27 protein-coding genes are annotated in these 26,767 nt (G+C 67.4%); 18 read left to right on the top strand and 9 right to left on the bottom strand.

What is annotated here, in order from left to right; translation table 11 throughout:
- Positions 1–43 precede the first annotated feature (43 nt).
- From VYJ16_RS01165 to VYJ16_RS01155, 3 genes are all read left to right on the top strand, one after another.
- Entirely contained in the window at positions 44–523 is a 480-nt protein-coding gene (locus VYJ16_RS01165) for a pyridoxamine 5'-phosphate oxidase family protein (RefSeq protein WP_336348491.1), read from the top strand.
- Positions 524–601: 78 nt separating this feature from the next.
- Complete coding sequence (locus VYJ16_RS01160) at positions 602–1,723, top strand: YihY/virulence factor BrkB family protein (RefSeq protein WP_336348490.1); 1,122 nt, start codon at positions 602–604, stop codon at positions 1,721–1,723.
- A 99-nt stretch (positions 1,724–1,822) separates the two neighbouring features.
- Positions 1,823–3,010, top strand: coding sequence for a YihY/virulence factor BrkB family protein (locus tag VYJ16_RS01155; protein WP_336348489.1), 1,188 nt, complete (start codon positions 1,823–1,825; stop codon positions 3,008–3,010).
- A gap of 66 nt (positions 3,011–3,076) precedes the next feature.
- On the opposite strand, the gene VYJ16_RS01150 is transcribed toward VYJ16_RS01155, so the two are convergent.
- Positions 3,077–3,409, bottom strand: a complete 333-nt coding sequence (locus VYJ16_RS01150) for an uS10/mL48 family ribosomal protein (protein WP_336348488.1) — start codon at positions 3,407–3,409, stop codon at positions 3,077–3,079.
- A gap of 89 nt (positions 3,410–3,498) precedes the next feature.
- Here VYJ16_RS01150 and VYJ16_RS01145 point away from each other — a divergent pair, with 89 nt between their 5' ends.
- Complete coding sequence (locus VYJ16_RS01145) at positions 3,499–3,936, top strand: bis(5'-nucleosyl)-tetraphosphatase (RefSeq protein WP_336348487.1); 438 nt, start codon at positions 3,499–3,501, stop codon at positions 3,934–3,936.
- A gap of 43 nt (positions 3,937–3,979) precedes the next feature.
- On the opposite strand, the gene VYJ16_RS01140 is transcribed toward VYJ16_RS01145, so the two are convergent.
- Positions 3,980–4,264, bottom strand: a complete 285-nt coding sequence (locus VYJ16_RS01140; protein WP_336348486.1) for a hypothetical protein — start codon at positions 4,262–4,264, stop codon at positions 3,980–3,982.
- A gap of 72 nt (positions 4,265–4,336) precedes the next feature.
- On the opposite strand from VYJ16_RS01140, the gene VYJ16_RS01135 reads away from it, so the two are divergent.
- A complete protein-coding gene (locus VYJ16_RS01135; protein ID WP_336348485.1) occupies positions 4,337–5,425 on the top strand; it encodes a DUF5787 family protein in 1,089 nt (362 codons plus the stop codon).
- A 33-nt stretch (positions 5,426–5,458) separates the two neighbouring features.
- Here VYJ16_RS01135 and VYJ16_RS01130 read toward each other — a convergent pair whose 3' ends face one another.
- Positions 5,459–5,959 (bottom strand): DUF5797 family protein, encoded by a 501-nt coding sequence (locus tag VYJ16_RS01130; RefSeq protein WP_227131527.1) that lies wholly within the window; start codon positions 5,957–5,959, stop codon positions 5,459–5,461.
- Between the two features lie 131 nt (positions 5,960–6,090).
- Here VYJ16_RS01130 and VYJ16_RS01125 point away from each other — a divergent pair, with 131 nt between their 5' ends.
- The 8 genes from VYJ16_RS01125 to VYJ16_RS01090 all read left to right on the top strand — a co-directional run bounded on the left by VYJ16_RS01125 (position 6,091) and on the right by VYJ16_RS01090 (position 14,038).
- Positions 6,091–6,324, top strand: a complete 234-nt coding sequence (locus VYJ16_RS01125; RefSeq protein WP_336348484.1) for a DUF5789 family protein — start codon at positions 6,091–6,093, stop codon at positions 6,322–6,324.
- Between the two features lie 95 nt (positions 6,325–6,419).
- A complete protein-coding gene (locus VYJ16_RS01120; protein WP_336348483.1) occupies positions 6,420–6,740 on the top strand; it encodes a transcription factor S in 321 nt (106 codons plus the stop codon).
- 84 nt (positions 6,741–6,824) lie between these two features.
- Positions 6,825–8,828 carry an AMP-binding protein gene (locus VYJ16_RS01115; RefSeq protein WP_336348482.1) on the top strand — a complete coding sequence of 668 codons (2,004 nt, stop codon included), beginning with the start codon at positions 6,825–6,827 and terminating at the stop codon, positions 8,826–8,828.
- Positions 8,829–8,983: 155 nt separating this feature from the next.
- Complete coding sequence (locus tag VYJ16_RS01110) at positions 8,984–10,315, top strand: ABC transporter substrate-binding protein (protein ID WP_336348481.1); 1,332 nt, start codon at positions 8,984–8,986, stop codon at positions 10,313–10,315.
- A 57-nt stretch (positions 10,316–10,372) separates the two neighbouring features.
- Complete coding sequence (locus tag VYJ16_RS01105; protein ID WP_336348480.1) at positions 10,373–11,314, top strand: branched-chain amino acid ABC transporter permease; 942 nt, start codon at positions 10,373–10,375, stop codon at positions 11,312–11,314.
- A complete protein-coding gene (locus tag VYJ16_RS01100; RefSeq protein ID WP_336348479.1) occupies positions 11,311–12,528 on the top strand; it encodes a branched-chain amino acid ABC transporter permease in 1,218 nt (405 codons plus the stop codon). Before VYJ16_RS01105 ends, VYJ16_RS01100 begins: the two co-directional genes overlap by 4 nt.
- Positions 12,525–13,304, top strand: coding sequence for an ABC transporter ATP-binding protein (locus tag VYJ16_RS01095; protein WP_336348478.1), 780 nt, complete (start codon positions 12,525–12,527; stop codon positions 13,302–13,304). The genes VYJ16_RS01100 and VYJ16_RS01095 overlap by 4 nt, the downstream gene beginning before the upstream one ends.
- On the top strand, positions 13,301–14,038 hold the full coding sequence (locus VYJ16_RS01090; protein WP_336348477.1) for an ABC transporter ATP-binding protein: 738 nt from the start codon (positions 13,301–13,303) through the stop codon (positions 14,036–14,038). Before VYJ16_RS01095 ends, VYJ16_RS01090 begins: the two co-directional genes overlap by 4 nt.
- 41 nt (positions 14,039–14,079) lie before the next feature.
- Here the strand turns inward: VYJ16_RS01090 and VYJ16_RS01085 are convergent, their stop codons facing one another.
- Positions 14,080–14,793, bottom strand: a complete 714-nt coding sequence (locus VYJ16_RS01085; protein WP_336348476.1) for a helix-turn-helix domain-containing protein — start codon at positions 14,791–14,793, stop codon at positions 14,080–14,082.
- A gap of 162 nt (positions 14,794–14,955) precedes the next feature.
- Between VYJ16_RS01085 and VYJ16_RS01080 the strand changes: the two genes are divergently transcribed.
- On the top strand, positions 14,956–15,825 hold the full coding sequence (locus tag VYJ16_RS01080) for an SDR family oxidoreductase (protein ID WP_336348475.1): 870 nt from the start codon (positions 14,956–14,958) through the stop codon (positions 15,823–15,825).
- 24 nt (positions 15,826–15,849) lie between these two features.
- On the opposite strand, the gene VYJ16_RS01075 is transcribed toward VYJ16_RS01080, so the two are convergent.
- On the bottom strand, positions 15,850–16,575 hold the full coding sequence (locus VYJ16_RS01075; RefSeq protein WP_336348474.1) for a hypothetical protein: 726 nt from the start codon (positions 16,573–16,575) through the stop codon (positions 15,850–15,852).
- A gap of 212 nt (positions 16,576–16,787) precedes the next feature.
- Between VYJ16_RS01075 and VYJ16_RS01070 the strand changes: the two genes are divergently transcribed.
- Together VYJ16_RS01070 and VYJ16_RS01065 are read left to right on the top strand one after the other, a co-directional pair.
- Positions 16,788–17,585 (top strand): hypothetical protein, encoded by a 798-nt coding sequence (locus tag VYJ16_RS01070; RefSeq protein WP_336348473.1) that lies wholly within the window; start codon positions 16,788–16,790, stop codon positions 17,583–17,585.
- A gap of 3 nt (positions 17,586–17,588) precedes the next feature.
- Positions 17,589–18,401 (top strand): PH domain-containing protein, encoded by an 813-nt coding sequence (locus VYJ16_RS01065; RefSeq protein WP_336348472.1) that lies wholly within the window; start codon positions 17,589–17,591, stop codon positions 18,399–18,401.
- Between the two features lie 139 nt (positions 18,402–18,540).
- Here VYJ16_RS01065 and dnaJ read toward each other — a convergent pair whose 3' ends face one another.
- The 3 genes from dnaJ to VYJ16_RS22140 all read right to left on the bottom strand — a co-directional run bounded on the left by dnaJ (position 18,541) and on the right by VYJ16_RS22140 (position 23,073).
- Positions 18,541–19,728 carry a molecular chaperone DnaJ gene (gene dnaJ / locus VYJ16_RS01060; protein WP_336348471.1) on the bottom strand — a complete coding sequence of 396 codons (1,188 nt, stop codon included), beginning with the start codon at positions 19,726–19,728 and terminating at the stop codon, positions 18,541–18,543.
- 301 nt (positions 19,729–20,029) lie between these two features.
- On the bottom strand, positions 20,030–21,922 hold the full coding sequence (dnaK, locus tag VYJ16_RS01055) for a molecular chaperone DnaK (RefSeq protein WP_336348470.1): 1,893 nt from the start codon (positions 21,920–21,922) through the stop codon (positions 20,030–20,032).
- A 122-nt stretch (positions 21,923–22,044) separates the two neighbouring features.
- The gene (locus tag VYJ16_RS22140) at positions 22,045–23,073 is read right to left on the bottom strand and encodes a nucleotide exchange factor GrpE (protein ID WP_379761777.1); all 1,029 of its coding nucleotides are present in this window, start codon (positions 23,071–23,073) and stop codon (positions 22,045–22,047) included.
- Positions 23,074–23,248: 175 nt separating this feature from the next.
- Between VYJ16_RS22140 and VYJ16_RS01045 the strand changes: the two genes are divergently transcribed.
- The gene (locus VYJ16_RS01045) at positions 23,249–24,598 is read left to right on the top strand and encodes a DEAD/DEAH box helicase family protein (RefSeq protein WP_336348469.1); all 1,350 of its coding nucleotides are present in this window, start codon (positions 23,249–23,251) and stop codon (positions 24,596–24,598) included.
- Between the two features lie 50 nt (positions 24,599–24,648).
- Here the strand turns inward: VYJ16_RS01045 and VYJ16_RS01040 are convergent, their stop codons facing one another.
- Positions 24,649–25,056 (bottom strand): hypothetical protein, encoded by a 408-nt coding sequence (locus VYJ16_RS01040; RefSeq protein WP_336348468.1) that lies wholly within the window; start codon positions 25,054–25,056, stop codon positions 24,649–24,651.
- Between the two features lie 137 nt (positions 25,057–25,193).
- Here VYJ16_RS01040 and VYJ16_RS01035 point away from each other — a divergent pair, with 137 nt between their 5' ends.
- Positions 25,194–26,747, top strand: a complete 1,554-nt coding sequence (locus VYJ16_RS01035) for a DUF790 family protein (RefSeq protein WP_336348467.1) — start codon at positions 25,194–25,196, stop codon at positions 26,745–26,747.
- The last annotated feature ends 20 nt before the right edge of the window (positions 26,748–26,767 follow it).

Genomic DNA, 26,767 nt, shown 5'->3' with positions numbered 1-26,767 from the left:
TGCCGAGACGATGTTTAAGAGGTCTTGCGTTCAATATATCCGTATGACTGTCGAGACGCTGGAGACGCTCGGAATCGAACGGATGGACGAGGATGACATCAGGGACTTCCTGTCGAGTCACGGCGTCGGTATCCTCGCGCTCTCGACGGACGACGCGCCGTACGTCCTCCCGATATCGTTCGGGTACGACGGCGACCGAGGGCTCTACTTCACGTTCGTCGCCGGCGACACCAGCCGGAAGGCGGACCTGAGCAGCGGCGAGTCTCGCGCGACGTACCTCGTCTACGCCGCCGAATCCCCGTTCCACTGGCGGAGCGTCGTCTGCGAGGGACGCATCCACGAGATCCCGCGTGGCGAGTGGGAGGCGCACGACGAGGCGATGCAGGACAACGCGTGGCATCCCGACGTGTTCGAGCGCGCGTTCGAGACCGAGCGCGTTCGCGTCTACCGGTTCGACGTCGAGGACTGGTCGGGGCTGCGACACACTGGCCTCCCACCGGACCTGGAGCACCCGGAGCGCTGAGCGAGCGCGTCCCGACCGGCGATTCCGCGGACGGGACCGGGACGCGGCACTTATCTCTCGCGCCAACGTATGCGATTCATGTCACGAATCGCGCTCGGGCGCGCCATCGTCGTCTCCGTCTACCGCGAGGCGCGCGCCGAGAACCTGACGTTCATGGCGGGGAGCGTCGCGTACCACGCGTTCGTCTCCCTGCTCCCGTTCCTCCTCGTCCTCCTCGTCGCCGTGCAGGCCGCGACCGACGGCGCTGTCGCTCGCGACGTCGTCACGGGCATCGGCGGGTACGTCTCCCCGAACAACGGCGCGCTCCTCGCCGACGCGGTCGTCGAAGCGAGCGCGAGCACCGGTCTCTCCATCCTCGGCCTCGTCACGCTCGTCTGGGGGACGCTGAAGGTGTTCCGGACGCTCGACAAGGCGTTCTCGGACATCTACGAGAGCGAGGCCGCGAACCCGCTCTCGGACCAGCTCTCCGACGGCGTCGTCGTCCTCCTCGGCGCCGGCACCGCCGCGGCGCTCGCCGCGCTCGCCGGCACCGTCGTCTCGCTCGACGGCTCCGGGCTCGTCGGCCAGGCCGTGGTCTGGCTCGCGTTCGTCGCGGGACTCGCGCTCGCGTTCTTCCCCATCTACTACGTGTTCCCGGACGAGGACGTCACCGTCCGCGAGGTCCTCCCCGGCACCGTCTTCGCGGCCGTCGGGTGGGCGACGCTCGAATCCGCGTTCCAGACGTACGCCACTCTCGCGGGCTCGAACGATGCCTACGGTCTCCTCGGTGCCGTCCTCCTCCTCGTGACGTGGCTGTACGTCTCCGGGCTCGTCGTCCTCCTGGGCGCCGCGATCAACGCCGTGCTCGCCGGGCGGAGCGAGGACGTCGACCCGCTCCCGTGGCCGGGGACGCCCGCGGCCGCAGCGCTCGCGAACGGCGGCACCGCGACCGTCGACCACGGCGCGGCACTCCTCGAGGGGCTCACTGACGGCGCGGACTCGGGCACCGTCACCGACCTGTCCTCGGCCGACCTCGTGGCGCTCGCGTCAGCGCTGGAATCCGCCGAGCGCGCGACCGTCGTCGTCGACGGCACGGAGTACTCGCTCCCGCGACCGACGACCGCGACCGCGGAGACGACAACCGTTGCACGCCCCGGCATCTTCGGCGGCCCCGAGGCGCGCTCGGAACTCCGCCTCGTCTGGACGACCGACGAGCGCTGAGCCGGTCGCAAGCCGACCGACCGGCCTCGGATCGGACAGCTGTCGACCGACAGACGCTGAGCCGGTGGCTTTTCACGGTGCGAGCGACACCGCCCCGGTATGCATCGCTGGGCGCGACTGCTCCGCGTCATCCTCGTGCGGTCGTACCGCGAGGCGCGCGCCGAGAAGGTGACGTTCCTCGCCGGCTCGATCGCGTACCACGCCTTCCTCTCGCTGCTCCCGTTCATGCTCGTGCTCGTCCTGCTGCTGGACGCGTTCGCGACCGAGGCGCTCGCGGACCGCGTCGTCGAACTCGTCGGCGGGTACTTCACGCCGCAGACGGGCGCTCTCGTCGCCGAGACCGTCCGCGAGGCCTCGAAGAACTCCCAGTTGACGTTCGTCGGGTTCGGGGCGCTCGCGTGGGGGATGCTGAAGATATTCCGGAGTCTCGACGTCGCGTTCTCGGACATCTACGAGAGCGAGGCCGCGAACACGACGCTCGACCAGCTCACCGACGGCCTGTTCGTGCTCGTCGCGTTCCTCGCCGCTGTCGCGCTCGGTGCGACCGTGGACAGCGTTCTCCCGGCCGCCCCGGACGGCGCGCTCGGGCAGACCGTCGCCCTCGCGGGCGTCGTCGCGGGACTCGCGCTCGCGTTCTTCCCCATCTACTACGTGTTCCCGGACGAGGACGTCACCGTCCGCGAGGTCCTCCCCGGCACCGTCTTCGCCGCCGTCGGGTGGGTGGCGACCGAGGCGGCGTTCCGGCACTACGCGCGCTTCGCCGCGAAATCCGACACGTACGGCGTCGTCGGCGTGGTCGTCCTCCTCCTCACGTGGCTCTACATCTCGGGGATGGTCGTCCTCATGGGCGCCATCCTCAACGCCGTCCTCGCCGGGCGGAGCGAGGACGTCGAACCCATCGACTGGGACGCCTACCGCGCGCCGGGCGCGAGCGCCGCGACGGACGGCATGGCTGGCGACGCGGACCACGCGACGGACGCATCGTCGACCCGGGAGTCCGACGCGGACGTGACTGCCGCCAAGAACGCGCTCGCCGCCGCCGTCGCGGACGCGGACGGAGACACGGACGTGACGCTCGCCGTCGACGACACCACCGTCACGCTCCCCGTCCCCGACGCCGTCGGCACGCACGAGCACGTCACGGGCGACGGGACCGGGAAACCAGAGGACAGTCGTGACGCCAGCAGCGAGTCAGCGGACGCGCAGCGACCCGACGACGACCGACCAGGAGGCACCGGCGCGAGCGCCCGCAGTCGCCTGGCACTCCACTGGAGCGACGACGACTGACCGGTGTGGTCCCCGCGAACAGACTCCGAAACGCGAGTTCGAGCGACGCCGAATAGAAGAACCCGATTACAGCGGGCGCTGGCCCTGCGAGCGAACGTTCTCGACCTCGACCGCGACGTGGACCGACGACGGGAAGTCCCAGTCCGCGATGCTGCGCGCGAGGCCGTCGTGCCCGACGACCTCGACGGTACGCTCGTAGACGGTGTACTCCCAGTTCCCGAAGGAGTCGTCGCCCGCGACGGACTTCTCCAGGGGAACGCGGAGCTCTGTCGGTGGATTCGAGTGCGGTCCCTTCAGTTCCGCGCCCTTCCGGGACGCGGTCTGCTTGATGTCGGCGACCACGCCGTCGAGCGCGGCGCGGTCCCCGCTCGAGAGCGTGAGGCGTGTGACGAAACTCATTCCTGTACGAGCAGTCTCGGGCAACGACCTAAAGCACAACGGAACGCTCTCCGATATTCTCTTAAATCGGGGTGAATTACGTACCTGCAATGACAGTCGAAGCTACGAGCGCGGGCGCCATCCTCTTCCGGGATACGCGGGGCCAGCGCGAGTACCTTCTCCTCAAGAGCCGTCCCGGGGACTGGGAGTTCCCGAAGGGCGGCGTTGAGGGCGAAGAAGAGCTGCAGCAGACCGCGATTCGAGAGGTAAAGGAGGAAGCCGGCATCCACGACTTCCGGCTACTGGACGGGTTCCGCGAGGACTACGACTACGTCTTCGAGGCCGGCGGGAAGACCATCCACAAGACCGTGCACCTGTTCATCGCGAAGTCCTACGAGGCCAGCGCCGAACTCTCGACCGAGCACCGCGACCTCCAGTGGCGCGACTACGAGCAGGCCGTGAACACCGTCACGCAGGACGGTCCGCGCGAGATACTCGAACAGGCCCACGAGTACCTGAACGAACTTCAGGAGGAAGACGAGATATAGCGGGCCGACGGCGGTCGCCGCGGTCCGGGTCGCGAGCGACTGCTCACGGCCGTCCGTCGTCCTGTTCGCTCGAACTGGTTTCATCACCGTCGCCAGCGGGGTTCCGGCGAGGCGCGTCGTCGCTGGGTGCCTTCGCGAGCAGGGTTCGCACGAACCAGATGCCCGTCACGACGGTCGCTCCGAACCCCGCGAGGACGAGCCAGACGGCGATGCCGCTGTAGTCGATATCGAGGACGAGTTCGCCGACGCCGACGAGCAGGAGCGATAGCAGCAGGCACGCGAACGCCAGCAATCGACGGATGGAGTGGAGGGATTTCGCGGTGGACACGCCGGGAACGTGTCTGTTCTTCGGGGTAAGGGTACCGAAACGGCTTCGGCGTTCGGGGGCGGAGTCGGTCGCGTGAGTCTCCCGGGTGCGGATGCGGAGTTCCCGTTCGAGTTGGCGACCTGTCGGTGGGTGGAGCGCGAGTGGCCGCCGTCGGGCGAGCGCGACAGCGCGGTCCTCGTCGCGCGCCAGCTCGGCACGCAGTCGCGACGCTGGGACACCGTCGTACTGGAGTGCGACCTCGCGGGGCTGACGGCGCGCGCCGCGTTCGGGCCGGACGCGTTGTCGTCGAACCAGCTGCACGTCGTCCGGCACGCGCCAGCCGACTGGGAGTACTATCGGGACGCGCTCCCCGACCCCGGGTACCCGTGGCGGTACGTCCGCGAGAGCGTCCACGCGCTCTCCGCGCGCGGCGCGCTCGAGCACCGGAAGCGCTCCGGGCGCATCGAGATCCGACGCATCGGCCCGTACCCCGAGGAGTGGGTGCGGCGTATCGTCGCCGTCGAGAACAAGCCCGATCTCGACAAGACCGCAGCGCGTGCACTCGCGGACCAGCTCGAGACGGACGTCGCGCTCGCGCTCGCCGACGAAGCGTGGGTCGCGGTGCGCGCGAACGAGGACGTGAACGAGCGCCTCCTGCTCGAAGGGCTCCCCGTCGAAGCCGGTATCCTCGCGGTCTCTGACGCCGTCGGGACCGACGCCGACCGCACGAGCGCCGAGGTCCTCTGGCATCCGCGAACGCTCGCCGTCGACGACCCGGGGACGCGCATCCTCGAGAACCCCAATCCCGCGGATTCAGCGAGCGGGTACGACGCGTCCGCGGCGCGCTTCGAGTACGCGGACGTCGACTGGAAGCGCCGGAAGCGCCTCGCCATCGCCGAGCGCGCGTACGAGCGCGGCTGGCGGTCGTACGTCGACGCGATGCGACCCGACTGCCGGCACTTCGCGCTCGAAGCCGCGGGCGACGGCCTCGTCCCCTGGTGCGAGGCGAAGGGGCGCTGTCAGACGAGCGCCGAATGTCGCGGCGCGTGCAACGAGTTCGAGCCCGAACCGCCCGCGTGGCGCACGCGAGGATGGCCCATCGACGGCGGCCCCGGGAAAGGCGTCCGCCGCGTGCTCGACCGCAGGAAAGAACGGCGACGACCGGCGCCCGACGACGACTGACCGCTCGGTCGGGGTCGCCGTCGCCGTGCGCAGTCAGTCCTCGGACACCGAGACGTCGAGTTCGTCGCGGTCGACCGCGAGCCGGAACGTCGGCACGGTCGTGTACACGACCTCGACGACGCCCTTGCGTTTGAGCGCCTGGAGCGCCGACCGGACGTCGTCCGTCGACGGGTCGACGTCGTACGCGTCCCGGAGCGCGTGCAGGGTCCCGACCACGCTCTTGCCGTCCTCGTCCGCCGCCGGCACGACCTCCACGAGCTGCGCCTGGAGGCGCGGCACGCGGACCGCGGTCGTCGTTCCGTCGTCGCTCGACTCGACGCCAGGGTCCACGTCGACGAGTTCCGCGGCGTCCGCGGTCGCCCGGATGAGGCTGTCGTCGTCCCGGTAGTAGTACTCCTTCAGTTCGTTCTCCAGGTAGCCGTGGACGTCGCTCCCGCTGTCCATCCCCCATCGTTCCTGTAGCTCCCCGTTCTTCGTCGGCTGGAGTTCGACGATGTCCGCCAGCCGCTCGCGTGCCTCCTCCGAGAGCGTCATCACGTACCGGTACAGGCGGCCCGTATTTCCCGCTTCTGGAGTCCACGCGACGACCGGCCGACGCCGCAGCGGCCGAGGACCGGGTGGACTTGGCGGTACCACTAAGGACCCGACGGTTGTCACTCAGTATCATGGGTCGAACGTTGACGTACGAGCACGTCGAGACCGCGCTCGCGGAGTTCTCGTACCCGATCGTGCGGGACGACGTCGCAGCGGAACTCGCGGACGTCACCGTCACGTTCGAGGAGGGAACCGAAGCGAACCTCGGCGCGCTCGTCTCCGAGACGGACAGCGACGCGTTCGACGCCGTTGCCGACCTCCACGAGGAACTGGACGACGTCGTCACCGCCGACGTCGAGCAGTGACCGCCGGCCGGCACGCGTCCATCGGTGCGAGGGGACCGATAGCAGTCTGGAAGCGGACGACTTAACAGGACGGCCGGTCGTAGCCCGGGCTAAGAATGGAGTTCTGTGACGAATGCGGTTCGATGATGAAGACCGAAGGCGACCACTGGGTGTGCGGGAGCTGCGGGCACGAACAGGGTCGTGACTCGGAGAAAGAGGAGGAGATGGTGACGACGGAAGGCCAGGAGCACTCCGAGGTCGTCGACATCAGCGGCGCCGAAGAGAAGGGGCTACCGCGGACGACCGCGCACTGCCCGAAGTGCGACAACGACCGTGCGTACTACTACATGCAGCAGATTCGAGCGGCCGACGAGTCCGAGACGCGGTTCTTCATCTGCACCGAGTGCGAGCACAAGTGGCGCGAGGACGACAACTAGCGCGGCGACGCTCTCGCTGACCTCGTTTCGAGTGCCGGCCGGAGAGAAACTTCTTTGTCGTCCCTGCAAGACTTGCGAAACGAGATGGATTCCCTCGAAGACGTATCCGAGGTCGCGTTCGAACCCGACCGCGAGTTCGTCGAATCGACGAACGTGTACGAGTTCATGCAGACCTACGGCATGAGCGACTACGACGAACTGATCGAGCGGACGTCGACCGAGGTCGACGGGGAGCCCGAGAGCGGCGTCGACTGGTTCTGGGACGAGCTCGTCGACTACCTCGACGTCGAGTTCTACGAGGACTACGACTCGGTTCGAGACGACACCGACGGCCCGCAGTTCACGGACTGGTATCCCGGCGGCGAGTTGAACATCGCGCACAACACCGTCGACCGGTGGGCCGCGCCCGACGCCGAGCAGCGGAACAAGGTCGCGTGCATCTGGGAGGGCGAACCCGGTGACGTCCGCGAGGTCACCTACCACGAACTCCACCGGCAGTCGAACAAGGTCGCGAACTACCTCGAGTCCGTCGGCATCGAGACCGGCGACACCGTCGGGCTGTACATGCCGATGGTGCCGGAGGTCGTGAGCATCCTCTACGGGTGCTTCAAGGTCGGCGCCATCGCGGTCCCCATCTTCAGTGGGTTCGGCGTCGACGCGACCGCAACCCGTATCGCGGACTCGGAGTGCTCGGTGCTGTTCACGGGCGACGGGTTCTATCGTCGCGGCGGCGAGGTGACGCTGAAGGACGCCGCGGACGACGCCATCGACGAGGCCGGGCACGTCGAGCACACCGTCGTCTTCGAGCGCCTCGGGCTCGTCGACAGCGACGACGAGTCGGTGCCGTGGACGAGCCGCGACGAGACGTGGAGCGACGCCGTCGAGCCGCAGGACGACGACTACGACACGAAGTCCCTGGATAGCGACCAGGAGTCGATGCTCCTGTACTCCTCGGGGACGACGGGGAAGCCGAAGGGTATCGTGCACACGCACGCCGGCGTCCAGCTGCAGTGCGCGAAGGAGCTCTACTTCGGGTTCGACCTCAAGCCCTCGGACCGCTTCTTCTGGGTGAGCGACATCGGGTGGATGATGGGGCCGTGGACGCTCATCGGGAACCACTCGTTCGGGAACACGATGTTCATGTACGAGGGCGCGCCCGACCATCCCGAGCCCGACCGGTTCTGGGAGATGATCGACCGCCACTCCCTCACGCAGTTCGGTATCTCGCCGACCGCCATCCGCGCGCTCCGCAAGCACGGCGACGAGTGGCTCGAAGGCCACGACCTCTCCAGTCTCCGATTGCTCGGCTCCACCGGGGAGCCCTGGGACCCCGAGAGCTGGCAGTGGTTCCTCGACGAGGTCGGTGGCGGCGACGCCCCTATCATCAACATCTCTGGCGGCACGGAGATCTGCGGGTGCTTCCTGATGCCGATGCCGATAAACGACCTCAAACCCTGTACGCTCGGCGGCCCCGGCCTCGGCATGGACATCGACATCGTCGACCAGAACGGCGAGTCCATCAAGGACACGAACGAACGCGGGTTCCTCGTCGCCCGCGATTCGTGCCCGAGCATGACGAAGTCGCTTTGGAGCGGCGACGAGCGCTATCTCGAGGAGTACTGGAGTAACTGGGAGGACCTCTGGGACCACGGCGACTGGGCGCAGATGGACGCGGACGGCTTCTGGTTCCTCCACGGTCGCGCGGACGACGCGCTCAACGTCGCCGGTCGGAAGGTCGGCCCCGCGGAGGTCGAGGGCGCACTCATGGAGCACGACGCCGTCAACCAGGCCGCCGCCGTCGGCGCCCCCGACGACACGACGGGGACCGCGGTCGTCACGTACGTCGTCCTCGAGGACGGCGTCGAGGAGTCCGACGACCTCCGCGAGGAACTCCGCGCGGTCGTCGGCGAGGAACTCGGGAAGCCGTTCCGCCCGCGGGAGGTCCTGTTCGTCGACGAGTTCCCGAAGACCCAGAGCGGGAAGATCATCCGGCGCGCCATCGAGGGCGTCTACACCGGCGAGGAACTCGGCGACATGAGCAGCATCGAGAATCCGGAGGCGTTAGAGAAGGTCGAGAACGCTCGCTGACGCCATCGTCGCGCTGCCGCGGCTTCGTGGGCTCGGGCTGGCCGTCGGGTTGACGTGTAAACGCTCGGTTATTCGGCCGTTTCTCTCCACCCTATACATGTGACAGTGGGTACCATTGGCACGGTCCGATGGTGCGCCACTGCGTGTATTCGACCATGACGAGAGAAACTACGGACTTCGACGGAGGAATCGACCGACGTTCGATGCTGGGGATGGTTGGCGGGACCGCGGTCGCCGCAGCACTCGCTGGCTGCAGTACACTCCTCGGCGACGACGGCGATGGTGCAACGAACGGCGACGCCGACGTCCCGGACGAACCGATACAGGCCGGTCTGCAGACGTTCACCGAAGGGGCGGCGTCGGTGCTGGGTCTCCAGGCCCAGTACGGCGCCGAGATCGCCATCCAGCGAATCAACGACGCCGGCGGTATCGCCGGCCGGGAGATGCGACTCGACGTCGCGCACGAGGCCGACGCCGCCGTCGAGAACTACACGCAGTTCGTCGAGGAGGGTAAGGACGTGACGTTCGGCCCGATCTCCAGCGGTGGGCACGCCGCGCTCGCCCCCGAGGTCGAGTCCCAGGGCGTCGTCAACGTCGGGACGGACGGCACGGTCACGACGCTGTACGAGGATACGGTGTCGGACCCGACGTACTCGTTCCGGTTCCAGAACTACGACGTCATGGAGTGCGTCACGGCGGCGCGTGAGGCGGTGTCGCGCCTCGGCGCGGACAACATCGACAGCATCGCGGGCATCAACCCGAACTACGCGTTCGGGCAGGACGAGTGGAAGTTCTTCAAGCTCGCCATCGAGAAGCTCGTCGGCGACGTGGAGGTCGTCCACGAGGGATTCCCGGACCTGCTCGCCGACGACATGTCCACGCACATCACGGAGGTCAACGACACCGAACCGGACGTCACGTTCTCCAGTTGCTGGGGCGGCGACGTCACGACCCTCATGAATCAGGCGGCGGCGAACGACATGTTCGACAACACGCAACTCGTCGGCAGCGTGCTCTACAGCGCGGTCGACGAACTCGGTCGCGACGTCGTCGAGCAAGCACAGGCGTTCTCGGGCAGTCGGAACTGGTACTGGGACTTCCCGAACGGCTCGCGCTGGAGTCCGAACCAGCAACTCTTCGAAGCGGCCCGCGACCAGTACGACGTCGTCCCGACCGCGCACTTCATGAGCGGCTACGGCGCGGTGACGGCGTGGGCGACCGCGACCGAGAAGGCCGTCGAGATCACGGGCGAGTGGCCGTCCCAGGAACAGATCGCGCGGTCGCTCGAAGACCACGGCTTCCACACGCCTGCGGGATACCACGTGATGGGGTCGGACCATCAGGGCAAGTCGAACGCGTACTCCGGGCGGATGGAGTGGGACGAGGACCTCGGCGCAGCCGTCCTCGCGGACGTGAACGTATTCACGCCGCAGGAGGTCGCACCTCCCATCGGAACGGACGCCGAAGAGTGGGTGAACAGCTGGTGACCTCGCGATTGCACAGGGGGTCACGGACGCGAAACCGCCGCAGAAACTCCGAGTACCATGGTTAGCGAACTAGCGAACTTCGCGACGCACACCCTCAACGGGATCCAGTACGGGTTCATCCTGTTCCTGATCGCGTCCGGCCTCACGATCATCCTGGGAATCCTCGACGTCCTCAACCTCGCGCACGGCGAGCTGTACGCCGTCGGCGCGTACGTCGCCTTCTCGGTGTTCGGGTACGTGAGCGGCGCGTTCGCGAACCCAGAGGGGGTCGTGGGGCTCGCCGCGTTCCTCGCGCTCTCCCTGCTCGCGGCGGTCGTGGCGGCCGCGGTACTGATACCGCTCGGCATCCTCCTCGAGGCGTTGTTCCTCAGACCGCTGTACGAGAGAGACGAGGTGTACCAGCTGGTACTCACGTTCGGGTTGCTCCTCATCCTGAAGGACGTGAACAAGCTCGTCTGGGGGCCCCGGCCCGTTCGCGCACAGGACATCTACAGCGGCATCAACGCCATCCCGGCCGCCGAGTTCGTCGGGTTGACGTTCCCGACGTTCAAGATCGTCATCATCGGCGTCGGTGCGACCGTCGTCGTCGGGTTGTTCTACTTCTTCAATCGCACGAAGACGGGTCGAATCATCCGCGCGACCGCGATCGACCGCGAGATGGCGACCGCGATCGGTGTGAGTACCGACCGGACCTTCACGCTCGTGTTCGCGATGGGGGCGTTCTTCGCCGGGTTCGCGGGCGCGATGGCGCTCCCGCAGAGCAACGCGAACCTCGCGATGGGCGCGAACCCGCTCGTGTTGTCGTTCGTCATCATCGTCATCGGCGGCCTCGGGAGTCTCCGTGGCGCGTTCGTCGGCGCGATGATCGTCGGCGTCCTCAGCCGATGGGCGATCTGGCAGTACCCGCCCGCGGAGATCGCCGCACCGTTCGCCATCATGGCGCTGATACTGCTCGTGAAACCCAACGGCCTCTTCGGAACCTGGGGTGAGACCGCGTGAGCGACCGTGGCACCGCCGTCGACGACTCCCGGTCGCTCGAGGCGTGGGGGCGCAGCAGCTACGTGCCGTCCACGACGACTCGCGACGGCGAACGATACGTCCGCGTCACCCGCGGCATGGTACTGACGCCACGCCGCCTCGTGGGCTGGCTGGCGTTGTTCGTGCTGTTCGTCGCCGTCCCGGATATGGCGTCGCTCTCGCCCGGAATCCAGCTCCGCGTGCTCCATCAGGGCGTGCTGTTCGGGCTCGCTGCCGTCGGTCTGAACCTCCTGCTGCGACACACGAAGCTCGTGTCGTTCGGGCACGCGGCGTTCTTCGGAACGGGCGCGTACACCGCTGCGGTGCTCGCGACGCAGTTCGACGTGACGAGCATGGTGCTGTTGCTCGCCGCTGCAACGCTCGTCGGGACGGCGATGGCGGGCGTCGTCGGTTTCCTGTCGCTCCGCCACACCGGCCTGTATTTCTCGCTGCTGACGCTCGCGTTCGGCCAGCTCCTGTTCGCGATCGCACAGGGACAGAGCTACCTCGGCGGGAGCGACGGCTTGCCCGTCAGGCCGGGGGATGCGAACCAGGCGACGCTTTTCGGCGCGGAGATGGGCGCGGACGTGTACAGCGTCGTCGTGTACTACCTGACGGTACTGGTGGTCGTCCTCGCGCTGTTCGTGATGTGGCGGATCGTGCAATCGCCGTTCGGGAACGCGCTCGACGCCATCGGACAGGACCGGACGCGCGCCCAGTTCATCGGCATTCCCGTCAAGCGATACGTGCTGGTAGCGTTCGTCCTCTCGGGCGTCTACGGCGCCGTCGCAGGCGGGATGTACGGGCTCGTCCAGCAGCACGTGCGGCCGGAATCGACGCTGTACTTCTTGCGCTCGGGCGAGATCCTGTTCATGGCGATCCTCGGCGGGTTCGGGACCCTGCTCGGCCCGCTCGTCGGCGGGGTCGTGCTCGTGTTCCTCCAGGACGTCGGCCGCGACCTCACGAACTACTTCGACGCGCTTACCGGCGTCGTTCTCGTGCTGCTCGTGTTCGGGTTCCCGCGCGGCATCGTCGGGTCGCTCAAGTCCGGGAGCGGCTTCCGCGAGCGCACGGCCGCGCTCGCCGCCAACCCGTCGGTCGTCCGCGAGTGGGTGCAAGATGGTGCCGAGGCGTTCGGCACCGCGCTCTCGCGCGCGAAACGCAACCTGCTGGTACTCGTGTTCGGGGTGCGATGATGCTGGAAGCACGCAACCTACGGAAGTCGTTCGGGCAGCTCGTCGCGACCGACCACGTCGACGTCGAGTTCGGCCGCGAACCCGGCGAGATGGTGTTCATCGTCGGGCCGAACGGCGCCGGCAAGACCACGCTCGTCAACCTCCTCACGGGGCTGCTCGAACCGGACGAGGGGAGCGTCGTCCTCCATCGGACGGACGAGGACGGCGATGACACCACGCTCGACATCACGGACATGGCGCCCGAGGACCGCGTGAAGGCGGGCGTCGTCCGGAGCTTCCAGGTCGTCCACGTCTTCGAGGAGATGACCGTCAGGGAGAACCTGCGGACGGCGGTCCTCTCCGAGCAGGGCTTGCTCGGGAGCGCGTTCAGCTTCAGCGACGAACACGAAGGCGTCGAGGCGATCGTCGACGACCTCCTCGAGCGCTTCCGGCTCGACGACCAGCAGCACGTCGTCGCCGACACGCTCCCGCACGGCGACCGGAAGCTACTGGACGTCGCGATGTCGTTCGGACTGGACCCGGACGTCCTCCTCCTCGACGAACCCACCTCTGGGGTGTCCGCCCAGGAGACGGACTACGTCATGGAGACCATCGTGAACGTGAGTCGCGCGGAGGACGTGACGACCGTCGCGATCGAGCACGACATGGACATCGTGACCGAGCACGCCGACCGCGTCATCGCGCTCCACCAGGGGAGCGTGCTCGGCGAGGGGGAGGCGTCGATACTCGAGACGGACGACGAACTGCGTCGCGTCCTCCTGGGGGTGGAAGAATGAGCGACCAGCCACTCCTCAGCGTCCGCGGGCTCGATGCCGCCGTCGCCGGCTTCCAGGTCACCGACGACGTCGACCTCGACGTCGAGGCGGGGCAGGCGATCGGGCTCGTCGGCCGGAACGGGGCCGGGAAGACGAGTACGTTCCGCGGCATCATGGGTCTCACCGAGGTCCGCGGTGGATCCGTCCGATTCAAGGGCGAGGAACTGACGGACGTCAGAGCGGAAGTCGTCCCACGGCGCGGTATCGGGTACCAACCCGAGGACCGCAAGCTCTTCACGGGGATGTCCATAGAGGAGAACTTCCGACTCCCGATATGGAGTGCCGGCGACGCTCGCGGAATCACAGACGAGGACGCCGTCATCGAGGACGTCTTCGACCTCCTCGACGAGCTCGACGACCGACGGGACCAACTCGTCGAGAACCTCAGTGGCGGGCAAGCCAAGATGGTCGCGATCGGTCGTGCACTCGCGCTCCAACCCGACCTCCTCATCCTCGACGAACCACTGGAAGGGCTCGCGCCGATCATCGTCGAGCGACTCAAGGGCTACATCGAGGACATCAACGATCAGGGGATCGCGGTGCTGATCGCGGAGTCGAACGTCACGCACGTGCCGGACGTCGTCGACGAACTCTACGTCATCGAACGCGGCGAGATCGTCGACAGCGGCGACCCGCAGGCACTCGTCGAACGCGAGGAGATCCAGCGACTGATGCAGGGTAGCGGCGTCGAGTAACGCTGGCGACCGCGAGACGACTGGATGCGCTCGCCCTCTTCCTACGTCTCCTCGACGTCCAACTCCTCGATCGCCTCCATGATGCGTCCGAGGAGCTTGCGTTCGCCACGCCGGAGGTTCTTCGAGACCGCCATCTTCGAGACGTCGAACGTCTCCGCGAGCGTCGACAGCGTCGCGTCTCGCGGCGTCTCGAAGTAGCCGTCCTCGACGGCTGCTCGAAGGGTCGCGCGTTCGGTCGCGGAGAGTTCTCGGCAACCGTCGAGCATGGACGTGGCGGGGTCGACGTTCCGCATCAGGTCGTAGTAGTCCTCGAGCGTCATCGACTCGCGGGACTCGACCGAGAAGTCGTTGTCGCGTTCGAGTGCACTGAGTGCGCCCTCGGCGACGTCCTCGCGGTCGAAGCCGACGTTCCAGATCTCGCTCCCGTCCGAAATCTCGAACGGTCCCGTGATGTAGCCGCCGCGGTCCCGGATGACCGCCATCGCGTTCGTTTGCTCGATTCGCGAGCGGATGAGTGCGACGTCGCCGTCTCGTCGAAGCAGGTCGAACCCGCGCATGTTCGGATGGTCGCGCAGGGTGCGGAGTCCGTTGTCGACCGTACCCCGGTCGTCGCCGTCGACGACGATCCTGGTCTCCAGTTCCTCTCGCTCGTGGTCGAAGTCCCACTGACGAGCGTAGAAGGACACGTCGTTCTCGACTGTCGTGTCGATGTACGGACAGTCGTACTGGACCATGTCCATCTGGAGTGATATCATTTACCAAACCGTCGACGCCTGACAGTTTATGTCTTTTTATCCATGTACTTTCACTTGCCGACAGCCCCCCAGACCCCCGTCTCGCCCGAACGCACGACCCGGTGCACGTGGTATACATGTCAACCTCTCGTTTTTCACCGATTGCAGGACCACCGCTAGACGATGGCAGAAACTCCCACGCACGACCGGTTGACGGTCGACGCGATCACCGACGACGACGTGCTCTTCGTCGACGATCCGACCTTCTCGCGCGAGAACGTCTGCATCGTCACGGGCGCCGGGTCGGGCATCGGGCAAGCGACCGCACTCGCGCTCGCCGCGAACGGCCTCACCGTCCTCGCCACCGACATCGACGAGGACGGACTCGCCGAGACGAGCGAGAACGCGGACGACCTCGACGTCGCCGGCGCCCTCGAGACCACGGTCGCCGACCTCACGGACGACGCCGACCACGACCGGATCGTCGAGAACGCGGCCACGCACGGGACCGTCCGGTACCTCGCGAACGTCGCTGGCATCCAGCACATCGACGCCATCGAGGACTTCCCGATGGACAAGTACGACCAGATGCACGACGTCATGCTCCGCGCCCCGCTCGCGCTCGCGAAACGAACGATCCAGCACGTCCGCGCGACCGACGACGGGGTCGGCGCCATCGGGAACATGGCGTCCGTCCACGGGCACTACGTCACCGCAGACAAGGTCGCGTACAACGTCTCGAAGTTCGGCCTCCGCGGGCTCACGCAATCGATCGCCGCCGAGGGCGGCGACGGCCTTCGTGCGTTCTCCATCAGTACCGGGTACGTGAAGACACCGCTCGTCACGAACCAGATACCCGACACCGCCGACCAACGCGGAATCTCGGTCGACGAGGTCATCGAGGACGTCATGCTCGGCCAATCACGCGTCAAGGAGATGATGGAGCCGGTCGACGTCGCGAACCTGTTCGTGTTCGGGTTCTCCGGGCACGCCACCCACCTGAACGGTGGCGACCTGACGTTCGACGGCGGGATGACGTTCACCTACGAGTGACCGAACGGCGACCCCGCCGTCGGACTAGAACTCCACGTCGCGGACGCCGAGCGTCCGGCTCTCGGGCACGTCGTCTGCGTCGGGGGCGGTGACGGCGGCGTCGGCGACCGTGTCGTCGTCCGGGAAGACGACGGTCCCGCCGACGACGAGCGGTGCGAGGACGCCGGCGGCGAACGCCCGCGGGTCGGAGATCGGGGCGCGGACGGCAACTTCGACCTCGTCGCTGAGCGAGAGGCGGTCGGCGACGTCGGTGGCGGCGGCGAGGAGTTCGCCGTGCGTGAGTGCTTCGGTGCCGGTGACGAGCGCGACGTTCACGTCCATGCGCGACTGGGCTTCGGGTGGCATCGTCGGGTTCTCGCTCCAGACGTCGCCTTCGAAGTGGTAGACGTCGGGGTCGTCGTGGTCGCCGCCGTACGCGACGCGTTGCGTGCCGGGTTCGAGGTCGTAGTCGTCGACGTCGTCGACGTGCGCGACGACGGCGCGGGCGTCGACGTCCCTGGGCGCGCCGACGTACGCTTTCGCGCCGAGGAGTGCGCTCGCGAGGACGGCGAGCACTGGTTGGGCGCGCGGGTCGTCGCCGACGCCGACCGTCGAGCGTGCGCGGACGCCGCGAGCGTGCAGGAAGTTCGCGGTCTTCCACGTCGTCGTACAGAGGCGCTGGTAGTCGTAGAACTGGTCGTGCGTGGGAGCGCGGAGCGCGGGTGCGTCAGAGCGTCGCGAGCGCGCGACGAGGTCGACGAGCGTCTCCATACGCGGCCGTAACCGGCGGGCAGCCAAAGACCCGACGGTCCTCATCCTGTCAAAGATTCAGGACGTCGGCGTGCGTCGAACGCGACCACCACGTCGCTCGTCGGACGCGAAACGGACAGACGACACCGTCACGTGCGAGAAATCCGCACGACAACGCTCGAAAGTGCCACAATCGTTATGAGGGTTCTATCTGAACGTAGGCGTGTTACGCGATGGCAACTGGATACGTTGCAGGGGTGGTTCGGGGGTTGTTCAACGCCGTCTTCCAACCGCGGCGGTTCGTCCAGTCGCGGACCGATAACTACGCCGCAGGCTGGGTGTGGACGGCGCTCGAGATGAACCGGCTCGCGGTCGTGTACGTCGTGAACCTCGCGCTGTACGCCGTCCCGCTGACGCTCGCGGGCATCGGCGTGCAGAGTACCGCGGCGGCGCCGTCGTGGTTCGAGGCACTCGCCGGCGGCCTCGCCGACCCGACGGCGCTCTGGCAGTTCCTCTCCGCGCTCATCCAGAACTCCGCGTTCCTGACGGTCGCTGCCGTCCTCACGCTCGTCAACTACCACGCCGCGGTCCTCTTGACGCTCAACTCGAAGGGCGTCCTGCAGACCGCGCACACGATAACGTACTCGACGAGCGCGTACCTCGCGGGCCTGTTCAGTCTCGTCTGGTACCTCTCGCAGTCGGCGACGACCGAGGTCGCGGCGGCGTTCGTCATCGCCATCCAGAAGGAGTTCATCTACTTCTTCATCGACGCGCTCGGGAGCGAGTTCACGCTCGCGTCCGGCCGCCCCGACGCCGTGAACGTCGCGGCCGTCTCCCAGGAGGGCCAGTTCGTGCTCGCAGCGCTCGTCGGGTGCGTGCTCTACTACCTGTACTCGATGTACCTCGGTGCCCGCATCAATCACGGCGCGTCGCGATTCACGGGGTTCCTCGTACTCCTCGCGGTCGCCGCCGCACCGGCACTGTACATCGTCGGAACCATCCTCGCGTACTCGCTGAACATCGTCGGCTAACCCATGACTGAAGACTCAGACGAACGGTTCGTGGCGAATCGAGACGAAGACACTTTCGGTGGCGACATCGTCACCGTCGCATCACCAGCAACCCAGCTCGTGCTCGGCTACCTCGTCCTGACTATCATCGTCGGCGGGTTCGTCGGCGCGTTCCTCTACCAGAACCCGACGCTGTTCGGCGAGGGAGAGAACGCACGCATCGCCGGCCTCGTCGTCCTCGGGTTGACCGTCATCGGCGCGGTCCGGCTCGCGATCAAGTACGTCGTCCTCTACCGGACGAAGTACGTCGTCACGACCGATAGCGTCCGCCGGCAGTACCACCTGGCGTACCGCGAAGAATCCCGCGAACTCCCGCTCCACATGATCCGGGGCGTCGAACTCTCGAAGAGCCGCCTGCAGTCGATGCTCGGGTTCGCGACCATCTCGTTCCTCTCCGTCGGGAGCAACCGCGGTATCGGGTACGTGGAGTTCGACAACGCAGCGGAACCGGAACGCCTCCAGCAGGCCGTCCTCGAACTGCTCGAGACGCAGCGCGAGCAAGCGACCGAGGAGACCCAGTCCGCGCAGGAGCCCACGGAATCGAAGCCGTCGCAGCGTCGCGGTCGTGGCCGTGGCCGTCAGCGAGACGACCCGCAGTCCGCACAGGCGGCACCGGACGCGAACACGCCGGGAACGAACGACGCAGCCGCATCATCGACGGACGCGACCGGTACGGACGGACAAGGCCGCGCCAGCGACCGGAGCGACGAGACCCGGCGACCCGTCTCCGGGAACGAGAACTCGCCGGAACCCGCCGAACCGGACGCCCGCGACTGACACCACACTCCGTACGAGATCAGGCGAACGTCGGCGAGGAAGGAATCTGCGGTGCGGGAATCAGCGGTGAAGGAATCGTACGCGAAGCGATCGACGGCGAAGGAACCGTCGGTGAAGGACTCGGTATCGGTCGTCGCAGTCAGAACGAGTTCTTGATCTTCTGCCAGAACCCCTCTTTGAGCTCGATCTCCTCGCCGCCGGCTTCCGCGAACGCCTCCAGTGCCTCCTGCTGGTCCTCGTTCAGGTCGCCCGGGTCCGGCGTCACGACCTGCACCTGCACGACGAGACTCCCACGGCCGCGGCGATGCGTGCGGGGCATCCCGGCGCCCCGCTCGCGGAACTGCTCGCCGCTCTGCGTGCCTGCGGGAATCTCGACGGTGACGTCCTCACCGAACACGTCCACGGTGACTTCGTCCCCGAACGTCGCCTGCGGGAACGATATCGGGAGGCGATAGTAGAGGTCGTCGCCGTCGCGCTCGAACTCGTCGTGGTCGCGGACGCGAACGTCGATGAGGAGGTCGCCGTTCCTCGCACCTGGCTCGCCGGGCGCACCCTCGCCCTCGCGGCGAATCGTCTGTCCGGTCTTGATACCTTCCGGGATGTCGACGCGCATCGTCACGTCCTCCCGGACGATGCCGTCGCCACGGCACTCCCCGCACGTCTCGTCGTAGAGCTCGCCAGCACCGTCACAGCGCGGGCACTCGCCCGTCTGCTGCATCCGCCCGAACGGCGTCTGCTGGACGCGCGTCACGCGCCCCTCGCCGTTACACTCCGGGCACGTCTCCGCGTCCGCCTCCGGCGGATGCCCCTCGCCCTCGCAGACGTCACACCGCGACGGTCGCGTGATAGAGACCTCCTTCGTCACGCCCTCGAACGCCTCCTCCAGGTCGAGGCCGAGCTCCATCCGGAGGTCTCGACCCGGACGCGGCCCGCGCTGCCCGCCGCCGGCACCACCGCCACCGAAGAACTGCTCGAAGATATCGTTGATACCACCACCACCGCCAGCGCCACCGAACGGCCCGCCAGCGCCGCCCGCGCCACCGAACGGCCCACCGGCACCGCCCGCGCCACCGGCACCCTGGTCGAACCCACCGCGCTTCTCCGCCTGCTCGAACCGCTCGTGGCCCATCCGATCGTACGCCTGCCGCTTCTCCTCGTCGGTCAACACCTCCTTCGCCTTCTTGACCTCCTTGAACTTCTCCTCAGCGTCCTCCGCGTCGGACACGTCCGGATGATACTCCGCGGCCTTCTTCCGATAGGCCTGCTTGATCTCGTCCTCGGACGCATCTCGACTCACACCGAGCGCGTCGTAGAAGTCCTCACTCATCTCGTTACAGCCAGTTAATCCATTGAACCACTTGAAAAGCGCGGGTTCGGTCGAGCACCCGCCAATCACCCTCGAACCACCCACAGCGACGCCACTCGCGAACACACGACCACCAGAAAAGAACCGAGAAGACCCGCCCGACTACCGAAGACGCGTCAGCTTACGCCTCCTCGTCTTCCTCGACGTCCCCAGAAATCGAAGATTTCTGGCGGGCAGAAGAGGACGTCGAGGCCGTCAGGCCTCTTCGTCCTCTTCGAACCCGTGAGAGCGAAGCTCTCACTGTTAGAGGAAGACTCGTCGCTTACGCTTCTTCGTCTTCCTCAACGTCCTCGAAGTCGGCGTCGACGTACTCCTCGTCGTCGCCTTCCGCAGCAGCGGCACCGTCACCACCCATGCCGCCCATGCCGCCGGGGCCGGCCTGCGCGCCGCCCTCGGGGCCGCCCTGCGCGGCACCGTCGTACATCTGCTTCCCGATCTCCTGGAGTTCGTTCGAAAGCGCCTTCGACGCGTCCTCGATCTCCTCCTTCGACGCCTCGTCGTCGTCGAGCGTCGCCTCGAGCTCGTCCATCTGCGCTTCGATGTCCTCGATGAGCGCGTCGTCGACCTCGTCGGCGTTCTCGTCGAGGAGCTTCTCCGCACGCTGGAGCGTCGCCTCGGCGTTGTTCCGCGCCTCGATGCGCTCGCGGCGGAGCTTGTCCTCCTCGGCGTGCTCCTTCGCTTCCTCCTGCATCTGGTCGATCTCCGCGTCCGACAGACCAGCGCCACCCTCGATGGTGATGTCCTCCTTGTTCCCGCTGCCCTTGTCCTCCGCGGTGACGTTCACGATACCGTTCTCGTCGATACTGAACGCAACCTCGATCTGGGGCGTTCCAGCGGGTGCCGGCGGGATGCCAGTGAGGTGGAACTCGCCGAGCATCTCGTTCTCGTCCGCGATCTCGCGCTCACCCTGGAACACGCGAACCTGCACCGTCGTCTGGTTGTCCGCCGCCGTCGTGAAGATCTTCGACTCCTCGGTCGGAATCGTCGTGTTCTTCTCGATGAGGCGCTCGAACAGCCCGCCCTTCACCTCGATACCGAGACTGAGCGGCGTGACGTCCAGCAGGACGATGTCGTCGACCTCGCCGCCGAGCACGCCACCCTGGATCGCCGCACCGAGCGCAACGGCCTCGTCCGGGTTCACGTTCCCCTTCGGGTCGATACCGAGCATCTCCTCGACCTGCTCCTTGACCTGGGGCATCCGCGTCGACCCACCCACGAGGATGACGTCGTCGATGTCGTCCTTCGAGTAGTCCGCGTCCTCGAGCGCCTGCTCGGTCGGCGCCTGCGTGCGCTCGATGAGGTCCGCGCTCAGGGACTCGAACTTCGCACGCGTCAGCGACTTCTCGAGGTGGATCGGGCCGTCGTCCGTCGCCGTGATGAACGGCAGGTTGATCTCCGTCTCCTTCCGGCTGGAGAGCTCGATCTTCGCCTCCTCCGCTGCGTCCTTCAGGCGCTGGAGCGCCTGCCGGTCGTCGCGCAGGTCGATACCGTGCTCGTCCTCGAACTCCGCGGCGAGCCAGTCGATGATCGCGTGGTCCCAGTCGTCGCCACCGAGGTCGTTGTCCCCGTTCGTCGCCACGACCTCGTACACGCCGCCGCCGAGGTCGAGGATGGAGACGTCGAACGTCCCGCCACCGAGGTCGTACACGAGCACGGTCTGGTCCGAATCGTCGTCCAGGCCGTACGCCATCGCGGCCGCGGTCGGCTCGTTGATGATGCGCTCGACGTCGAACCCGGCGATCTCGCCGGCGTCCTTCGTCGCCTGCCGCTGTCGGTCACTGAAGTACGCCGGGACCGTGATGACGGCCTTCTCGACGTCGTCGCCGAGGTAGTCCTCGGCGTCTCGCTTGATCTTCTGGAGGGTCATCGCCGAGATCTGCTCGGGCGTGTACTCCTCGCCGTCGATGTCGACCGTGTAGTCCTCCTCGCCCATGTGGCGCTTGATGGAGGAGATCGTGCGGTCGGGGTTCTGGATCGCCTGGTTCTTCGCGGGTTTCCCGACGAGGCGCTCACCGTCCTCGGTGAACGCGACGACGCTCGGCGTCGTCCGATCGCCTTCGTTGTTCACGATGATCTCCGGGTCGCCACCCTCCATCACCGCGAACGCGCTGTTTGTGGTACCGAGGTCGATACCGAGAATCTTGTTACTCGCCATGTTACTCCACTATACACACCTGACCGTTTTAAAAGTTGCTTTACAGAACCTCTACGCGAATAAAATTGCATAGGGGCGTTCAAACGTCTGAAAAAGGTAAATTACGGGTCGGTGTCTGGATACTACTCGTCGTCGAGCGCTGCACTAATGTCCTCGTCGCTCGCCTGACCGGCGTCAGGGTTCGAATCGGCGTCGCCGTCGTCGACTTCTCCGCCGAGCGCCACGGCCTCCTCGGCCTCCTCGCCTTCGTCGTCACCGGCGCCGTCGGTCTCGGCAGTCTCGTCCGCGGCGTCGTCGCTCGACTCGGGGTCGTGTTCCGCACCGTTACTCACCGTCACCTGCGCGGCCTGAATCACTCGTCCAGCCATCTCGTACCCGGGATTGAACACCTCGGCGATGCTCCCTTCGGGGAGGTCGCTGTCGACGCGCACCATCACCTCGTGGCGCTGCGGGTCGACGTCGTCTCCGCTGTCGGGCGCGATCTCCTCGACGTTCTCCTCGTCGAGCACGCGGTCGAACTCCTTGAGCGTCATCTCGACGCCACCGCGGATGCTCTCGTCGTCGTCGACGTCCTGATCGAGCGCGCGCTTCAAGTTGTCGCGAACGCCGACGAGTCGCTCGACGAGGTCCTCGGTCGCACGCTCCTTGAGTTGCTCTTGCTTTCGCTTCTGTCGCTCCTTGTAGTTCTTGAAGTCCGCTTGCTTCCGGCGGAGCTTCGACTTGAGGTCCTCGCGTTCCTCACGCAGTTCCTCGACGTCGTCCTCGAGGTCGTCGACTCGCGCTTCGAGTTCCGGGACGCGTTGCGCTTCGGTCTTCAGTTCGAACGCCCGTTCGACGAGTGCACGCACCTCTGCGGCAGCGTCGTCGTCGTACTCGGCGACGCGGTCCACGATGTCATCGCTCACGGGGGTCCCGTCGCCGTCCTCGCCGGCGGCCTCGTCCGCTTCGACCGACTCCGGTTCGGCGGTGACGAACCCGTCGTCGTCCACCTGCGCCGACGCCTCCTCGGCCCCCGCGTTCGATTCCTCGCTGGCGTCCCCACCGGTCGCCGCGGCCTGTTCGTCCCCCGACGCGGCATCGTCGACCGATGCCGCGTCGTCGGCCTCCTCGGCGTCCGCCGTGGAGTCCACTGAACCCTCGTCTTCGCTCATGGTCGAAACAAAACCTCCCTTCGGATAAAAGGATTCAGGTACGTCGGCCGCGCCAACGCACGGCCGTCGGTCGCGTACCCTCGACGAGCGAGGGAATCCGGAATATCGGGTGCAGTGACAGCGGTCGAGTCGCGGGAGCGACTCGCTTAACTGGCGGGCGCTCGGACGTTTTGGCGTGACCGTCGTGCTCCGGTTCGAGAACGGGTCCGTGCGGGTCGACGGCGACGTCCCCGACGCCGTCCTCGACGCCGTCCCGGAGATGGAAGCCGACCCGCGAAGCGGCGGCTACCGCACACCCGCCGTCGCGTACGCTGCCGTCCGCGACGCGCTCGCCGCCGCCGACGTCGACGTGGACGACCGCGTTCTCGACCTCGACTCGCTCCCGGCGCTCGACACGACGTACGAACTCCGGTCGTATCAAGAGGACGCGCTGGACGCGTGGACGGACGCCGACCGCCGCGGGAACCTCGAATTGCCGACGGGGAGCGGGAAGACAGTCATCGCCATCGCGGCGATGGCGGCGCTGTCGACGCCGACGCTCGTCGTCGTCCCGACCATCGACCTCCTCGAACAGTGGCGTCGAGAACTCGACGCCGAGTTCGACGTCCCAATCGGCCAGTTCGGTGGCGGCCAGCAGCGCTTCGAACCCATCACGGTGTCGACGTACGATTCCGCGTACCTCAAAGCCGAGGACGTCGGCGACCGGTTCGGGTTCGTGGTGTTCGACGAGGTCCATCACCTCGGCGGCGAGGGCTATCGGGACGTCGCGCGACTCCTCGCCGCACCCGCCAGGATGGGTCTCACGGCGACGTTCGAGCGCCCGGACGACGCCCACGAGGTCGTCGCGGAACTCGTCGGGCCGCTCGTCCACCGCTTGAGCGTCGACGACCTCGCGGGCGAGCACCTCGCGCCGTACGACGTCAAGCGCGTCGAGGTGGACCTCACGCCCGACGAACGCGAACGCTACGAGGCGAACCAGGAGACGTTCACGGACTACCTCGCCCAATCCGGCATCCAGATGCGGAGCGGGAGCGACTACCAGGAGCTCGTCAAGCGCTCCGGGAACGACCCCGCGGCGCGCGAGGCGCTACTCGCGAAGGAACGCGCCCGCCGCATCATGCTCGGGAGTGAAGCGAAGGTCGACGCACTCGGTGACGTCCTCGACCGCCACCGCGACGACCGCGTCATCGTCTTCACCGCGCACAACGACTTCGCGTACCGCGTCGCCGAACGCTTCCTCGTCCCCGTCATCACGCACCAGACGAGCGCGAGCGAACGCAAGGAGGTCCTCCAGCGGTTCCGCGACGGCCGGTACTCCCGGATCGTGTCCTCGAACGTCCTCGACGAGGGCGTGGACGTCCCCGAGGCGAACGTCGGCGTCGTCTGCTCGGGGAGCGGGAGCGAACGCGAGTTCACGCAACGCCTCGGCCGCATCCTCCGGCCACGGGACGGGAAGACCGCGCGACTCTACGAGATAGTGAGTCAGGATACCGCCGAAGAGCGCGTCGCCAGCCGCCGCCGATGACGCCGTGACGTCTCGGGTGGGGCGTGCTCGATGGACAGGGTGTCGACGCGTCAGGCGTCGCGCCAACTGAATGAGAGGTCGCCGACCTCGGGGAACGTCATCTCGTAGCTCGTCGACTCGCCGGGGTCGAGGGAGACGCGTCGTTCCTCCGTCCGGGAGTCGTCGCCCGCGCTCCAGGTGACGACGAGGATGGCGCGACGCGATTGGTCGACGGTGTTCCGGACGGTGACGGTGATGGCGAACCCGTCCGTCGCGGTACTCGTCTGGTACGCGAAACTCGCTTGCAGCCCGAACCCGGGACTCGTCGTCGGTCGGGTCGTGGAATCGTCCCTGGTCGGCGTCCCGGGTTCGGTCTCCGGCGGCCCCCACTTCGGGCCGGACTTCGCCGGCCCGGAGGTACAGCCCGCGAGCCCGGTGGCGGCGAACGACAGCGCGGTGAGGACGCGACGACGGCGCATACTCGCCAGTAACCGCGACGCCGCATGAAACCTTTGTGCTCTCCACCGCCCGCTCGGCTCCTCCAGCGTGGCCCTCCGTCGTCGTCGGTCGACGGTGAGGCGTCACATCCTTGTCGCCGCGCCTCGGACTCGTGGACGTGCTGACGAAGGACCTCCTCCGGGTGTCGCGCCGCGGCGGTGGCTACCAGCCGGTGTTCGCGGACCGGGAGGACCGTCCGTTGGCGGCGCGCGTCGTCGGGACGTTCCAGGGGCACGTCGACGAGACGCGAGGTGACCTCGACGGCGCGCTCCGAGAGCTCGAGGGGGACGCCGAGGACTTCAAGCTCGTTCGCGGGCTCGCGAAGTGCTGCGAGCACGCGGCGCGATTCGAGACGCGAGCGCCGGTTACGCCGTCGAGTGTACGCCGGGCGGCGTTCGTCGCCGCCGAGGAACTCGACGGCGTCGTCACGCCCGCGGAGCGCGAGCGAGCGCTCGACCGCGCCGCGGACTCGCTGGCGGTCGCCGTCGACGACGTGGACGCGTCGCTGTTCGCGGACCTCGAGGAACGACAGGTGCTCGCGTCGTTCGACGCACCCTGGGACCCGGACGGGTTGCTCGCGCAGTACAACCTCTCGCTCGCGCAGACGGCGCTGTTCGACGCCGTCGAGGTCCGCGTGCGCTCGTCTGACCCGAAAGCGCTCGTCTCCGCGGTCAAGCGCCTGCGACTCATGTACGAGATACGGAAGTCGGACGACGACGGCGTGGCCGACGGTTCGCCCACCGTCCGGGAGGTCGTCGTCACCGGCCCGGACGCGTTGTTCTCGCGGTCGCGTCGCTACGGGACGCGGTTCGCGCGGCTCCTCCGGACGGTCGCGAAGGCGTCGGAGTGGCGGCTCGAAGCCACCGTCGACGACCACGGGACCGAGCGCGAGCTCGTCCTCTCGGACGACGACCCGGTGCGCGTGCCGGACGCGGAACCCGTTGCGGAGGTCTCCTTCGACTCGGGCGTCGAGGCGGACTTCGCGGCGCGATTCGAAGGGCTCGACCTCGACTGGGTGCTGTCCCGGGAGCCGGAGCCGCTCGCGACCGGGTATCGCGTCATGATCCCGGACTTCGCGTTCGATTACGCGCCCGGCGGTGACTCGGACGCTGGCCCGGATTTCAGGGTGTTCTTCGAGGTGATGGGGTTCTGGACGCCCGAGTACGTGGAGAAGAAGCTCTCCCAGCTCGCGGACGTTGAGGACGTCGAGATGGTGGTGGCGGTCGACGAGTCCCTTGGCGTCGGCGAGGACGTGGCGTCGACGGACGCGGCGGTGGTGCCGTACTCGGGTTCGGTGCGCGTGAAGGACGTCGTGGACGTCCTCCGCGAGTACGAGCGGGACCTGGTCGCGGACGCGGCGGCGGCGCTCCCCGGGTCGTTGACGCCCGCGGACGACGTGGTGACGCTCGCTGCGCTCGCCGAACGCAAGGGTGTCAGCGAGGACGCGCTCGCGGACGTCGCGTTCCCCGAGCACGAACTGGTGGGGCGGACGCTCGTCCGGCCCGCGGTCCTCGACGACGCCGCCAGCGAGCTCGCGGACGGCATGGCGTACGGGGACGCGGAGGCGGTGCTCGACGAGTACGGGCTCGACGACGCGAGCGCGGCGCTCTCGACGCTCGGGTACCGCGTCGAGTGGACTGGACTTTCGGGTGGAACCGTCCGCGAGAAGTGACGGGTTCTCTCTGGTCGAAC

Origin of the sequence: Halorubellus litoreus, assembly GCF_037081675.1 — an archaeon.
Taxonomy (GTDB): Archaea; Halobacteriota; Halobacteria; order Halobacteriales; family Natrialbaceae; genus Halorubellus; species Halorubellus litoreus.
The sequence above is the reverse complement of the archived record's forward strand: the minus strand, read 5'-3'. Positions and strand labels throughout refer to the sequence as shown.

Coding starts and splice junctions, on each gene's coding strand:
- VYJ16_RS01040 (WP_336348468.1), bottom strand. CDS start 25,056: ATGCGCCGTCGTCGCGTCCTCACCGCGCTGTCGTTCGCCGCCACCGGG.
- VYJ16_RS01150 (WP_336348488.1), bottom strand. CDS start 3,409: ATGAGTTTCGTCACACGCCTCACGCTCTCGAGCGGGGACCGCGCCGCG.
- VYJ16_RS01110 (WP_336348481.1), top strand. CDS start 8,984: ATGACGAGAGAAACTACGGACTTCGACGGAGGAATCGACCGACGTTCG.
- VYJ16_RS01165 (WP_336348491.1), top strand. CDS start 44: ATGACTGTCGAGACGCTGGAGACGCTCGGAATCGAACGGATGGACGAG.
- VYJ16_RS01075 (WP_336348474.1), bottom strand. CDS start 16,575: ATGGAGACGCTCGTCGACCTCGTCGCGCGCTCGCGACGCTCTGACGCA.
- dnaJ (WP_336348471.1), bottom strand. CDS start 19,728: ATGAGTGAGGACTTCTACGACGCGCTCGGTGTGAGTCGAGATGCGTCC.
- VYJ16_RS01095 (WP_336348478.1), top strand. CDS start 12,525: ATGATGCTGGAAGCACGCAACCTACGGAAGTCGTTCGGGCAGCTCGTC.
- VYJ16_RS22140 (WP_379761777.1), bottom strand. CDS start 23,073: ATGAGCGAAGACGAGGGTTCAGTGGACTCCACGGCGGACGCCGAGGAG.
- VYJ16_RS01130 (WP_227131527.1), bottom strand. CDS start 5,959: ATGACGCTCTCGGAGGAGGCACGCGAGCGGCTGGCGGACATCGTCGAA.
- VYJ16_RS01120 (WP_336348483.1), top strand. CDS start 6,420: ATGGAGTTCTGTGACGAATGCGGTTCGATGATGAAGACCGAAGGCGAC.
- VYJ16_RS01065 (WP_336348472.1), top strand. CDS start 17,589: ATGACTGAAGACTCAGACGAACGGTTCGTGGCGAATCGAGACGAAGAC.
- VYJ16_RS01105 (WP_336348480.1), top strand. CDS start 10,373: ATGGTTAGCGAACTAGCGAACTTCGCGACGCACACCCTCAACGGGATC.
- VYJ16_RS01160 (WP_336348490.1), top strand. CDS start 602: ATGTCACGAATCGCGCTCGGGCGCGCCATCGTCGTCTCCGTCTACCGC.
- VYJ16_RS01080 (WP_336348475.1), top strand. CDS start 14,956: ATGGCAGAAACTCCCACGCACGACCGGTTGACGGTCGACGCGATCACC.
- VYJ16_RS01115 (WP_336348482.1), top strand. CDS start 6,825: ATGGATTCCCTCGAAGACGTATCCGAGGTCGCGTTCGAACCCGACCGC.
- dnaK (WP_336348470.1), bottom strand. CDS start 21,922: ATGGCGAGTAACAAGATTCTCGGTATCGACCTCGGTACCACAAACAGC.
- VYJ16_RS01155 (WP_336348489.1), top strand. CDS start 1,823: ATGCATCGCTGGGCGCGACTGCTCCGCGTCATCCTCGTGCGGTCGTAC.
- VYJ16_RS01070 (WP_336348473.1), top strand. CDS start 16,788: ATGGCAACTGGATACGTTGCAGGGGTGGTTCGGGGGTTGTTCAACGCC.
- VYJ16_RS01125 (WP_336348484.1), top strand. CDS start 6,091: ATGGGTCGAACGTTGACGTACGAGCACGTCGAGACCGCGCTCGCGGAG.
- VYJ16_RS01145 (WP_336348487.1), top strand. CDS start 3,499: ATGACAGTCGAAGCTACGAGCGCGGGCGCCATCCTCTTCCGGGATACG.
- VYJ16_RS01090 (WP_336348477.1), top strand. CDS start 13,301: ATGAGCGACCAGCCACTCCTCAGCGTCCGCGGGCTCGATGCCGCCGTC.
- VYJ16_RS01085 (WP_336348476.1), bottom strand. CDS start 14,793: ATGATATCACTCCAGATGGACATGGTCCAGTACGACTGTCCGTACATC.